General features: G+C 67.9%; 10 protein-coding genes. 4 read left to right on the top strand and 6 right to left on the bottom strand.

Annotated elements, in window-relative coordinates; all coding sequences use genetic code 11:
• Positions 1-60 precede the first annotated feature (60 nt).
• The 4 genes from DD542_RS19460 to DD542_RS19475 all read right to left on the bottom strand — a co-directional run bounded on the left by DD542_RS19460 (position 61) and on the right by DD542_RS19475 (position 5,813).
• A complete protein-coding gene (locus DD542_RS19460) occupies positions 61-1,758 on the bottom strand; it encodes a long-chain-fatty-acid--CoA ligase (protein WP_127806761.1) in 1,698 nt (565 codons plus the stop codon).
• Positions 1,759-1,971: 213 nt separating this feature from the next.
• Complete coding sequence (gene pntB / locus DD542_RS19465) at positions 1,972-3,390, bottom strand: Re/Si-specific NAD(P)(+) transhydrogenase subunit beta (RefSeq protein WP_079367376.1); 1,419 nt, start codon at positions 3,388-3,390, stop codon at positions 1,972-1,974.
• A gap of 19 nt (positions 3,391-3,409) precedes the next feature.
• Positions 3,410-5,032, bottom strand: a complete 1,623-nt coding sequence (locus tag DD542_RS19470) for a Re/Si-specific NAD(P)(+) transhydrogenase subunit alpha (RefSeq protein ID WP_127806762.1) — start codon at positions 5,030-5,032, stop codon at positions 3,410-3,412.
• Between the two features lie 49 nt (positions 5,033-5,081).
• Positions 5,082-5,813: a hypothetical protein gene (locus DD542_RS19475; RefSeq protein ID WP_127806763.1), complete on the bottom strand. Its 732-nt coding sequence runs from the start codon at positions 5,811-5,813 to the stop codon at positions 5,082-5,084.
• A gap of 288 nt (positions 5,814-6,101) precedes the next feature.
• Here DD542_RS19475 and DD542_RS19480 point away from each other — a divergent pair, with 288 nt between their 5' ends.
• Positions 6,102-6,584, top strand: a complete 483-nt coding sequence (locus DD542_RS19480; RefSeq protein ID WP_079367373.1) for an NUDIX hydrolase — start codon at positions 6,102-6,104, stop codon at positions 6,582-6,584.
• Positions 6,585-6,595: 11 nt separating this feature from the next.
• Here the strand turns inward: DD542_RS19480 and DD542_RS19485 are convergent, their stop codons facing one another.
• Entirely contained in the window at positions 6,596-7,243 is a 648-nt protein-coding gene (locus tag DD542_RS19485; protein ID WP_066156883.1) for a response regulator transcription factor, read from the bottom strand.
• On the bottom strand, positions 7,218-8,573 hold the full coding sequence (locus DD542_RS19490; RefSeq protein WP_066156888.1) for a histidine kinase: 1,356 nt from the start codon (positions 8,571-8,573) through the stop codon (positions 7,218-7,220). Before DD542_RS19490 ends, DD542_RS19485 begins: the two co-directional genes overlap by 26 nt.
• 199 nt (positions 8,574-8,772) lie before the next feature.
• On the opposite strand from DD542_RS19490, the gene DD542_RS19495 reads away from it, so the two are divergent.
• The 3 genes from DD542_RS19495 (at position 8,773) to DD542_RS19505 (ending at position 11,816) form a co-directional block, all read left to right on the top strand.
• On the top strand, positions 8,773-10,659 hold the full coding sequence (locus DD542_RS19495) for a methanol/ethanol family PQQ-dependent dehydrogenase (protein ID WP_066156890.1): 1,887 nt from the start codon (positions 8,773-8,775) through the stop codon (positions 10,657-10,659).
• Between the two features lie 75 nt (positions 10,660-10,734).
• Positions 10,735-11,343 carry a pentapeptide repeat-containing protein gene (locus tag DD542_RS19500; RefSeq protein WP_079367371.1) on the top strand — a complete coding sequence of 203 codons (609 nt, stop codon included), beginning with the start codon at positions 10,735-10,737 and terminating at the stop codon, positions 11,341-11,343.
• Positions 11,344-11,345: 2 nt separating this feature from the next.
• Complete coding sequence (locus DD542_RS19505) at positions 11,346-11,816, top strand: c-type cytochrome (protein WP_066156893.1); 471 nt, start codon at positions 11,346-11,348, stop codon at positions 11,814-11,816.
• The last annotated feature ends 3 nt before the right edge of the window (positions 11,817-11,819 follow it).

The following is an 11,819-nucleotide window of genomic DNA, read 5'->3' on the forward strand; positions in this document are numbered from 1 at the left end:
CGGCTCCGGAAATGACAAAGGCGGCCGAAGCCGCCCTGTCATTGTGTCGCAGGCGCTGCGTCACTTCTTGTCTCTGAGTTCGCGCCGGAGAATCTTGCCCACCGGCGTCTTGGGCATCTCCTCACGGAACTCGACCACCTTGGGCTGCTTGTAGCCGGTGAGGTTGGCCTTGCAGAACTCGCGCACCTGGGCTTCGGTCAGCGCCGGGTCTTTCTTGACGATCACCAGCTTGACCGCCTCGCCCGACTTCTCGTCGGGCACGCCGACCACGGCGCACTCCATCACGCCCGGCAGCTGGGCCACCACGTCCTCGACCTCGTTGGGATAGACGTTGAAGCCGCTGACCAGCACCATGTCCTTCTTGCGGTCCACGATCTTGAAGTAGCCGCGCGCGTCCATGATGCCCACGTCGCCGGTCTTGAAGAAGCCGTCGGCGGTCATGACCTTGGCGGTTTCGTCGGGCCGTTGCCAGTAACCCGCCATGACCTGCGGTCCCTTGATCGCGATCTCGCCCGGCTGGCCCTGCGGCACTTCGTTGCCCTCGTCGTCCAGGCACTTGAGCCACGTGTTCGGCAGGGGCACGCCGATGGTTCCGGTGAACTCGGTGTTGGTCACCGGGTTGCAGGTGGCCGACGGGCTGGTCTCGGACAGGCCGTAGCCCTCGCAGATCGGGCAGCCGGTCTTCTCCAGCCACAGCTTGGCGACCGCGCCCTGCACCGCCATGCCGCCGCCCACGGACACCTTGAGGTTGCGCCAGTTGACGGTGTGGAAGTCGGGGTGGTTGGCCAGGCCGTTGAACAGCGTGTTGACCGCCGGGAAGCTGTGGAAGGTGTGCTTGCTCAGCTCCTTGAGCACCGCCGGCAGGTCGCGCGGGTTGGGGATCAGGATCACTTTGCCGCCGGTGCGCATGCCCAGCATCATGTTCACCGTGAAAGCGAAGATGTGGTACAGCGGCAGGGCGCAGACGCTGGTGGTCTGCTCGCCGGCCGGCACCTTGCTCATGACCGGCGCGTTCCAGGCCTCAGACTGCAGCACGTTGGCCAGCACGTTGCGGTGCAGCAGCACCGCGCCCTTGGAGACACCGGTGGTGCCGCCGGTGTACTGCAGCACCGCCACATCGTCGGGCCGGATGTCCGGGCGCTTGAGCGTGCCGCGCGTGCCGCGCGCAATGGCCTCGTTGAAGCGCACCGCCTGCGGCAGGTCGAAGGCCGGCACCATCTTCTTCACGTTGCGCACCACGTAGTTGACGATGCCGCCCTTGATCAGGCCCAGCAGGTCGCCCATGGCGGCCAGCACCACGTGCTTGACCGGCGTCGCCGCGATGCACTGCTCCAGCGTGGCGGCGAAGTTCTCGATGATGACGATGGCCTTGGCGCCCGAGTCCTTGAGCTGGTGCTCCAGCTCGCGCGCGGTGTAGAGCGGGTTGACGTTGACCACCACGAAGCCGGCGCGCAGGATGCCGGCCACCGCCACCGGGTACTGCGGCACGTTGGGCATCATGATCGCGACGCGATCGCCCTTGACCAGCCCGAGGCCCTGCAGATAGGCCGCGAACGCCTGGGACAGGCTGTCGACCTGCGCATAGCCCACGTCCTTGCCCATGAAACTGTAGGCGGTGCTGGCGGCGTGCTTCTGGAAGCTCTCTTCCAGCAGGTGCACCAGCGAGGGGTATTGCTCGACGTCGATGTCGGCCGGCACACCGTCCGGATACGCACCCAGCCAGGGGCGGGCGGCGGACGCCTGCGTCGGTTCAGTCATGAGAGGGTCTCCAGGGTCGATGTTGTCGTTCAGCATGCATTTTCCCGTTCAGGCCCGGAACCCCGAGCGCGTGTTTTCCCTGACGCGATTCTGACGCATCGCCCACGGGCGGCAATCCTTGAACCTTTCCCGCTACAAAAAGTGAACGTCTGCCAGGCCGCCCACAAAAAGAACAAGGCCCGGACTCGCCGGGCCTTGGCAGGGCGACCGGGATCAGCCCCGCAGCGCCGCCAGCACCTCGTCGAGCATCTTCTTGGCGTCGCCGAACAGCATGCGGTTGTTGTCCTTGTAGAAGAGCGGGTTGTCCACGCCGGCGTAGCCGCTGGCCATGGAGCGCTTCATGACGATGCTGGTGCGCGCCTTCCAGACTTCGAGCACCGGCATGCCGGCGATCGGGCTGGTGGGGTCGTCCTGCGCGGCCGGGTTCACGATGTCGTTGGCGCCGATCACCATGGTCACGTCGGTGTCCGGGAAGTCCTCGTTGATCTCATCCATTTCCAGCACGATGTCGTAAGGCACCTTGGCCTCGGCCAGCAGCACGTTCATGTGACCCGGCATGCGGCCGGCCACCGGGTGGATGCCGAAGCGCACGTTCACGCCCTTCTCGCGCAGCAGTCTGGTGATCTCGAACACCGTGTGCTGGGCCTGCGCCACGGCCATGCCGTAACCGGGCACGATGATCACGTTCTTGGCTTCGCGCAGCATCTCGGCGGTTTCCGTGGCGCTGACCGGCGTCACCTCGCCCTGCGGCTCGGCCGCGGCGCCCACGGCGGCCTTGGGTGCGGGCGCGCCGCCGCCGAAGCCGCCGGCGATCACGCTGATGAAGTTGCGGTTCATCGCACGGCACATGATGTAGCTCAGGATCGCACCCGAGGAGCCCACCAGCGCACCGACCACGATCAGCAGGTCGTTGCTGAGCATGAAGCCGGTGGCCGCGGCCGCCCAGCCCGAATAGCTGTTGAGCATCGACACCACCACCGGCATGTCGGCGCCGCCGATGGCCATCACCATGTGGATGCCGAACAGCAGCGCGATCACGGTCATCACGATCAGCGGCGTCATGCCGGACTGGATGTCGTGTGCATTGAGGAAGGCGCGACCGAACCAGATCACGACCAGCAGACCGGCCAGGTTCAGGAAGTGGCGGGCGGGCAGCAGCAGCGGCTTGCCGCCGATTCGGCCAGACAGCTTGCCAAACGCGATGAGCGAGCCCGAGAAGGTGACCGCGCCAATCAGGATGCCGATGTAGATCTCCATCTCGTGGATGGCCTTCTCGGCCGGTGTGGCGAAGACGGTGGAGGTGTCCACGTAGCTGGCGAAGCCCACCAGGCAGGCCGCCAGGCCCACCAGGCTGTGCATGAGCGCGACCAGCTCGGGCATCTGCGTCATCTGCACTTTCTTGGCAGCGAAGAGGCCGATGGCGCCGCCAACGACCAACGCGCCGACGATGTAGGGGATGCCGGCCGCGGTGACGCGCGGGCCGAGCACGGTGGCCAGCACGGCGATGGCCATGCCGACCATGCCGAACAGGTTGCCGCGGCGGGCGGTTTCGGGGTTGGAGAGGCCGCCCAGGCTGAGGATGAACAGGATGGTGGCGCCGATGTAGGCCATGGTGGCCAGACTGGAGGTCATGGGTGTCGTCCTCTTCTTCTTACTTGCGGAACATCGCCAGCATGCGGCGCGTGACGGCGAAGCCGCCGAACATGTTGATGGCGGTCAGCACCAGCGCGACCACCGCGCAGCCCAGGATCAGGGCGTTGGGCCGGTCGGCGGCCCCGGCCGCGTCCAGCGGCGGCGCGACCTGGATCAGCGCGCCGATGGCGATGATCGAGCTGATCGCGTTGGTCACGCTCATCAGCGGCGTGTGCAGACTGGGCGTGACGTTCCACACCACCATGTAGCCCACGAAGCAGGCCAGCACGAACACGGTGAAGTGCGACAGGAAGGAGGCCGGTGCGTAGAGGCCGACCAGCGCGAACAGCAGCGCGCCGACACCGAACACGATGGCCAGGGTCTTGGCCGACATGGGCTCGCCCGGGCCGTGGCCGTGGGCCGGCGCTTTGGGCGCGGCCACAGCGGGTTTGGCCGGCGGCTTGGGTGCAGCCGCGATGGGTGGTGCGGGCCAGGTGACCTCGCCGTCCTTGATGACGGTCAGGCCGCGAATGGCGTCGTCGGCCATGTTGACGTTGATGACGCCGTCCTTGGTCTTGCACAGCTCTTCCGTCAGGCGGAACAGGTTGGTGCCGTACAGCGTGGACGACTGGCGCGCCATGCGCGAGGCCAGATCGGTGTAGCCGACGATGGTCACGCCGTGCTTCACGACCGACTTGCCGGGTTCGGTGAGTTCGCAGTTGCCGCCCTGCTCGGCCGCCATGTCGACGATCACGCTGCCGGGCTTCATGCTGCGCACCATCTCGGCGGTGATGAGCTTGGGCGCCGGCTTGCCCGGGATCAGCGCGGTGGTGATGATGATGTCGACCTCGCGCGCCTGCTTCGCGTACATCTCGCGCTGCGCGGCCTGGAAGCCCTCGCTCATGACCTTGGCGTAACCGCCGCCGCCCGAGCCCTCTTCCTCGTAGTCCACCTTGACGAACTCGCCGCCGAGAGAGACGACCTGGTCGGCCACCTCGGCGCGCGTGTCGTTGGCGCGCACGATGGCGCCCAGGCTGGCGGCCGCGCCGATGGCGGCGAGACCCGCCACACCGGCACCGGCGATGAACACCTTGGCCGGCGGCACCTTGCCCGCGGCGGTGATCTGGCCGTTGAAGAAGCGGCCGAAGGCGTTGGCCGCCTCGACCACGGCGCGGTAGCCGCTGACGCCGGCCATGGAGGTCAGCGCGTCCATCTTCTGCGCGCGGCTGAGCGTGCGCGGCAGGCAGTCGATCGCCAGCACCGTGACCTTCTTCGCCGCCAGCTGCTGCATCAGGTCGGGGTTCTGCGCCGGCCAGACGAAGCCGATCAGCGTCTGCCCGGCGTGCATCAGCGCCACCTCGTCGGCGGTGGGCGGGCGCACCTTGAAGACGATGTCAGCGGTGTTCCAGAGCTCGGCGGTCGAGCCCGCGATGCTGGCACCGGCCTCGCGGTAGGCCTCGTCGGAGAGATCCGCCAGCTCGCCGGCACCGGTTTCCACCACCACGCCAAAGCCCAGTTTGGCGAGCTTGGTGACGACGTCGGGCACGGTGGCCACGCGCTTTTCGCCGGGAAAGATTTCACGGGGGATGCCGATGCGCTGCGGGGTGGCAGCGGCGGTGTCGGTCGGGGCGCCAGAAGTCATGGGCAGATCCTCATTGCTGGAAGTTCAAAAAACAGTACAGGGCGTGCGGTCAGCCGCCGCCGGCCGCGGCAGGCTGCGGCGGCGCGACCAGCCGGATGGGCGGCATGTCCAGACGGCCAGAGAGCGAATAGACACTGCTCTTGACCGCGTCCTTGAGCTGGCGTCCCCACACCACATGGGCAGGTGGCACGTTCTTGGGCAGTGCGTCTGCAGCAGCGGCGCCTTCGGCGCTGATCGGAAACACGGTGAAGACACGCACGTCCACGAACGAACCCGTGGAGATCGCGTGACGGCTCCACACGGTGTAGAACGGCGGCATCTCGGTGCCCTCGGTCTTGAGAGCCCCTTCCAGCTGGGGTGCCAGGGCCTTGATCACGCCGGGGCCGTCGTACAGGGGTGTCATCGTCAGGCACTGGGCGAAACTGGCCCTGAAGCCCTCGTTGCCTTCGCGGTAGTTGTGTTCATCGGACTTGCACTCGACCGAGTACGTCATGTGGCCGCCCCGGCCACCGCCCAGCCCCTCCGAATTGGCGCTCACCAGGATCAGCACCGGCGTTTCGCTGGCGCCTCCATCCCGGACAAACAGCTTCTCCTGGACCGCCAGCGCGCCCGACCGGTCGCCCCCGTAGGCTTGCGCCGCATCCGGCAGGGGCACTTCCTTCCAGCCCTCGTCAGCGAACCGGATGTCCACCCGCCCGACCGAGAACTCGGCCGCGTGGCTGGTCACCGCTCCCCAGAGCATCCAGCCGCAGACCGCCGCCTTCCACATCCTTCTGGACATTCGTCTTTTTCCAATCATGTGCGCCGGGGCCCTCCGCCCCGTGTTGTCTCTCGCGCCTAACGGACGCCGTCCCTGGTCGGCGCGAGCGCCCGCCCGGGAGCGCCGTTGGCAGCGCGCCAGCTTAACCGACGCCCTTCAGGCCTTCACCAGCCGCAAGCCCTTGTCGCACAAGGGTTTGTACCAAGCACCGGATGCCCCCAGACCCATCGCATCCCTGCCGAATTTCATGATGCGGCAGGATGTCCCGTTCAAAGGAACACCCGAACGGTCGGTCGGGATAATGGCGCCATGAACACCCGATGGAAACCCAGTGCCACCGTGGCCGCGATCATCGAGCGCGAGGGCCGCTACCTGCTGGTGGAGGAAGAGACGCCCGAGGGCCTGCGCCTGAACAACCCGGCCGGGCACCTGGACCCGGGTGAGAGCCCCGAACAGGGCGTGGCGCGCGAGGCACTGGAAGAAACCGCCTTTGCCTTCCGCCCGACCGCGCTGGTGGGCATCTACCTCTCGCGCTTCCAGCGCGAGCGCACGGGCGAGGACATCACCTACCTGCGCTTCGCCTACTGCGGCGAGCTGGGCGAGTTCGATGCGCACCGCTCGCTCGACACCGGCATCGTGCGCACCCTGTGGATGACGCCCGACGAGGTGCGCGCCAGCGCCGATCGCCATCGCAGCCCGCTGGTGCTGCGCTGCATCGAGGACCACCTGGCCGGGCGGCGTTTTGCGCTCGACACGGTGCAGACGGATCTGTCGGTGTTCGTGGCGCGTTGAGGGTTCCGACCTCAGCAAGCGGCTTCACCGGTCAGGTCCACCAGTCCGTGGCGAACCGCCAGGCGCAGCAGCTTGAAGTCGCTGTCGGCGCCCAGCTTCTGCCGCACCATGGACAGGTGGTTCAGCACCGTCTTCGGGCTCAGGTGCATCTGGCTGGCGATCCGGTGCGTGGCTTCGCCGGTGGCGGCCAGCCGCAACACCTCGAACTCCCGCGGCGTCAACCGGTTGAGCAGGCCGTCACCGTCCAGCGAGGCGTCGGCCAGCGACCGGGCGACATCGGGCGCCAGCACCCGTCGGCCGCGCGCCACCGCCCGGATGCCGTCGAGCATGTCACCCGGCTCGCTGCTCTTGCTCAGGTAGCCCAGCGCACCGGCGCGCATGGCCTGCGTCACGTACCCGGGGCTGTCGTGCATGGACAAGACCATCACACGCAGCTGAGGGTCCCGGGCGACCAGGCGCCGGATCGCCTCGACGCCGCTGGCACCCCGCAGGCTCAGGTCCACCACCGCCACGTCGATGCCGCCCAGCTGGAGGTGGGCATAGGCCTCATCCGCCGTGCTGGCCTCGGCCACCACGCGCAGGTCCGGCTCCGCGTCGATCAGCCGGCGGTAGCCGGTGCGCACCACGGCATGGTCATCCAGCAAAAGCACATTCACCATCGAAGTCTCCTTGTCCCTGGGTTGCCAGCGGCAGCCACAGCATCACGCGCAGCCCCCCCAGCGGGGCGGTGCCCAATTCGAAGCGACCGCCCGCCATGGCGGCCCGCTCGCGCATGCCCATCACGCCGGCCCGGGCTGCCCGCAACACGTCGTTCGCACGCCCCGCACCATCGTCGTCCAGCGTCATCTGCAAACCCTGCGCACCCAGGGCAATGACCAGGCGCACGCGCGCGGCATGGGCGTGGCGCAACACGTTGGTCAACGCCTCCTGGACCGTCCGGTACAGCGCCAGACCCGCCTCCGCCGACAACCTGGGCAGCACGTCCGGCACCTGGGTCTCGATGGCAACGCCCTCGGCCCGCAGGCGACTGCCATACACCAGCTCAGTGATGGCCTCGCGAAGGTTCATGGCCTCCAGGCCGTGCGGCCGCAGCTGTCGCAGCCGGCTTCGCACCTGCAGGGTCATGCGGGTCGATGCGGTGCGGATGTCCCGCGCGCATTCGACCAGGGTGTCGGGACGCGCGGAGTCGGCGTGCCGTTCGACAAAGGCGGCCGCCGCGCCCATGGCCGCAAGGCCCTGGCCGAACTCGTCGTGCAGCTCGCGCGCGAGTTCCTCCCGTTCGCTCTCCTGCATCGCCATCAACCGCTGTCCCAGACGGCGCTCGCTCTCGTGCGCCTGCGCCAGGGTCTGCTCCAGTCGATTGATGGCATGGGCCACCCGCTGGTACTCGCGCAAGGCCATGGGGGGCATCGGCCGGTCCAGCTCTCCGCGACCGATGCGCGCCAGGCCCTCCTCCAGTTCGCGCACCGGGCGCAAGGCCCGATCGGCGGCCCACCAGGCGGCCGCCAGGGACACACCCGCAAACAGCAGGAACACCGCCAGCATCGCCGCCGCATCCTCCAGCACCTCGTCGACCTCGCTGCGCGGGTCCATGCGGATCAGCAGTTGTTCGTTCGGTCCCACCGCGAGCCGGTATTCGGGTAAATCCCAATCCTGCAGGCCGGCCAGTCGCTCCGCCCAGCCGGCGTCCTCGTCCCGGGTTGTTGCGGAATGGAGCAGTGGCTGCTCCGCGGCTGAACGCACCCACTCCACGCGGACATGGCGCAGCCCGCCGCGGGCCAGCAGGCTGTCCACCGCGCGGTGCGCGGCCTCGCTGCCCTGGGGAGAGGCCTGGGCCGCCTGCAGGACCAGCGCCACCAGCCGCGCCGTGCCTTCCAGCTCGTCCTGCACGTCGTCCCGCAGGCTCGTCGCCACCAGCAGCGCGCCCGCCACCAGCAGGGCCGCGAAGCCCGCCGACAGGCAAGCCAGCAATCGGTGTCTGAGGTCCATGGGTTGCTCCAGGCGACAGGGAACCCGTGCTTCGCAATCCACATGCCACCCTGTCCGGCTTTCCCGGGCCTGTCGGGCATTTTTCCCGGGTTGAGGGGGCGGCGCTCCCGCGACGGTGATCCGGGCGCTGCCGATACTGGCGGCGCTCTGCAGTTCCGCTGCGACCCGGCAGCCACCACCCACACCGAGGAGACCCACCATGACCGCACGCCCTGCGTTCACCCCGCGGCCGAGCCACATTGCGCTCGCACTGGCCACCCTGCTGACCGCGACCGCCCATGCCGCCAAGCCGGTGACCTGGGAAGACATCGCGAACGACCACAAGACCACCGGCGATGTGCTGAGTTACGGCCTGGGCCTGACCGCCCAGCGCTACAGCCCGGCCAAGACCATCAACACCCAGAACGTCGCCGGGCTGCTGCCGGTGTGGAGCTACTCGTTCGGCGGAGAGAAACAGCGCGGCCAGGAAGGCCAGGTGCTGGTGCACGACGGCGTGATCTACGCCACCGCGTCGTACTCGCGCTTCGTCGCCATTGAGGCGCGCACCGGCAAGCGCCTGTGGAGCTACGAACACCGCCTGCCCGAAGACATCCGCCCCTGCTGCGACGTGGTCAACCGCGGCCCGGCCATCTACGGCGACAAGGTGTTCTTCGGAACGCTGGACGCGTCCATCGTGGCGCTGGACCGGGCCACCGGCAAGGTGGTGTGGAAAGAGAAGTTTGCCGACCACGCCGTGGGCTACACCATGACAGGCGCACCCTTCATCGTGAAGGACCAGAAGACCGGCAAGGTGATGCTGGTGCACGGTTCCTCGGGCGACGAGTTCGGCGTCGTCGGTTTCCTCTACGCCCGCGACGTGGACACCGGCAAGGAGCTCTGGGCCCGGCCCTTTGTCGAGGGCCACGTGGGTCGCCTCAACGGCCAGCCCAGCACCCCGACCGGCGACCCCAAGGCCCCAACGTGGCCCAACGACCCGAACTCGCCCACCGGCAAGGTCGAGGCCTGGAGCCACGGCGGCGGCGCTCCCTGGCAGACGGCGTCCTTCGACGTCGAGACCAACACCATCGTCGTGGGCACCGGCAACCCCGCGCCGTGGAACACCTGGAAGCGCACCGCCCCTGGCGACAAGCCGATCAACTGGCCCAGCCTGTACACCTCGGGCCAGGCCTACGTGGACCCGACCACCGGCGAGCTCAAAGGCTTCTTCTCGCACACACCCAACGACGCCTGGGACTTCTCGGGCAACAACTCGGTGCTGCTGTTCGACTACAAGGACCCCAAGACTGGCAAGGTGGTCAAGGCCTCGGCCCACGCCGACCGCAACGGCTACTTCTTCGTGACCGACCGCGAAAAACTCGCCAAGGCCGGCGGCGGCCACCCCTGGAAGCAGAACGCCATCATCAACGCCTGGCCTTTCGTGGACGGCATCACCTGGACCAAGGGCTTCGACCTGAAAACCGGCATGCCCCAGGTGGTCGACGCACAGTACCCGCCGCAGCCCAAAGACGGCCAGGACAAGGGTGAGAGCATCTTCGTCTCGCCGCCTTTCCTGGGCGGCACGAACTGGATGCCGATGAGCTACAGCCCGGACTCCGGCCTGTTCTACATCCCGGGCAACCACTGGGCCATGGACTACTGGGCGGAGAAGATCACCTACAAGCCGGGTGCGGCCTACCTGGGCCAGGGCTTCCGCATCAAGAAGCTGTTCAACGACCACGTGGGCGTGCTGCGCGCCATCGACCCGGTGAGCGGCAAGATTGCCTGGGAGCACAAGGAGCAGTTCCCGCTCTGGGCCGGCACGCTGACCACCGCCGGCGGCCTGCTGTTCACCGGCACGTCCGACGGCTACATCAAGGCCTTCGACCAGAAAACCGGCAAGGAGCTGTGGAAGTTCCAGACCGGCTCGGGCATTGTCTCCATCCCCGTCACCTGGGAGATGGACGGCGAGCAGTACATCGGCATCCAGTCGGGCTACGGCGGCGCGGTGCCGCTGTGGGGCGGCGACATGGCCGAGCTGACCAAGCAGGTGTCCCAAGGGGGATCGATGTGGGTCTTCAAGCTGCCCAAACAGGTGGCTTCGCGCTGATTCACCCTTTGCGTTGACCTGGCACGCCCTCTCCGATCCTCTGGGCGGGTCAGGTCTTTTTTTCTTTCACCCACTATGTTCACGCCACTCATCCGGCGCTTGGCGCCCGCGGTGCTGGGAGCCCTGTGCGCCGGCGCCGGCGCACAGGCGCCTGGCACCGAAGCCCCGACCGACGCCGACCAGCCGCTGGTCATCAACGGCTGTCCCATCTGGCCCTACACCCGCTGCCCCGGCGCCGACCTTCGCCATGCCAACCTGGTGGGCCGCAACCTGGCCGGTGCCGACTTCCGCGGGGCCGACCTGACCCGGGCCGACCTGCGCGGTGCCAACCTGGCCGTGGCCGATCTGGAAGGTGCGAACCTCACCGGCGCCAGGCTGTCCAAGGCCACCGTGTCCAACGCCAACCTGAAGAGGGTGCGCTTCTACGGCACCGACCTCGAAGGCGCACGCCTGCTGCGCTCGGACTTCTCGGGGGCAGAATTCAACGGCGCCAGCTTGGAGATCGCGCGGCTCGACAAATCCTGGTTCCTGGGCACCCGCTTCATCGGCAACAACCTGCAGGAGGCGAAGTTCAACCAGGTCAACCTGCAGGGCGCGGTGTTCGACGGCAACGTCATGCTCTATTCGGTCTTCCCATCGTCCAACATGGTGGACTGCCAGGGCTGTCCGAAGGGCTGGGACTGACCATGACGCACCCCCTCAGCGCATCGCGGGCCCTGTGCCTGCTGGGTCTGTCCCTCACCGTCCTGACGGCACGGGCCGACGCCGACGTCAAGCGCCCGGACGTGGACACCGCCGCCTTGCCGGCCATCGCACCCGGCTGGGCCGACCTCAACCCCCTGCGCGGCAACGCCGACGCAGCCCGCATCGGTGGCACCATCTTCAACCAGACCTGCGCCCGCTGCCACGGCGAGAACGCCAACGGCATGCGCTCACCTGCCCCCGACCTGCGCCGCATCGGCATGGCCTGCCAGCGCGTGAAGGACCCTGCCTTGCGCCAGCGTTGCCTGTCGGACGCCGACCACTTCTTCGTCAAATCGGTCCGCTACGGCAAACAGAAGTTCGGCATCGTGCACATGCCGCCCTGGGACGGCGTGCTCGAACCCTCGCTCGTGTGGTCGCTGCGCAGCTTCGTGGAAACTGCGCCACGCAACTGAGCA

Origin of the sequence: Hydrogenophaga sp. NH-16, assembly GCF_004006415.1 — a bacterium.
In the GTDB taxonomy this organism is placed as follows: domain Bacteria; phylum Pseudomonadota; class Gammaproteobacteria; order Burkholderiales; family Burkholderiaceae_C; genus Hydrogenophaga; species Hydrogenophaga pseudoflava.

Excerpts from the sequence above, each read along its gene's own strand:
- DD542_RS19460 (WP_127806761.1), bottom strand. The coding sequence starts at position 1,758 with ATGACTGAACCGACGCAGGCGTCCGCCGCCCGCCCCTGGCTGGGTGCG.
- pntB (WP_079367376.1), bottom strand. The coding sequence starts at position 3,390 with ATGACCTCCAGTCTGGCCACCATGGCCTACATCGGCGCCACCATCCTG.
- DD542_RS19470 (WP_127806762.1), bottom strand. The coding sequence starts at position 5,032 with ATGACTTCTGGCGCCCCGACCGACACCGCCGCTGCCACCCCGCAGCGC.
- DD542_RS19475 (WP_127806763.1), bottom strand. The coding sequence starts at position 5,813 with ATGTCCAGAAGGATGTGGAAGGCGGCGGTCTGCGGCTGGATGCTCTGG.
- DD542_RS19480 (WP_079367373.1), top strand. The coding sequence starts at position 6,102 with ATGAACACCCGATGGAAACCCAGTGCCACCGTGGCCGCGATCATCGAG.
- DD542_RS19485 (WP_066156883.1), bottom strand. The coding sequence starts at position 7,243 with ATGGTGAATGTGCTTTTGCTGGATGACCATGCCGTGGTGCGCACCGGC.
- DD542_RS19490 (WP_066156888.1), bottom strand. The coding sequence starts at position 8,573 with ATGGACCTCAGACACCGATTGCTGGCTTGCCTGTCGGCGGGCTTCGCG.
- DD542_RS19495 (WP_066156890.1), top strand. The coding sequence starts at position 8,773 with ATGACCGCACGCCCTGCGTTCACCCCGCGGCCGAGCCACATTGCGCTC.
- DD542_RS19500 (WP_079367371.1), top strand. The coding sequence starts at position 10,735 with ATGTTCACGCCACTCATCCGGCGCTTGGCGCCCGCGGTGCTGGGAGCC.
- DD542_RS19505 (WP_066156893.1), top strand. The coding sequence starts at position 11,346 with ATGACGCACCCCCTCAGCGCATCGCGGGCCCTGTGCCTGCTGGGTCTG.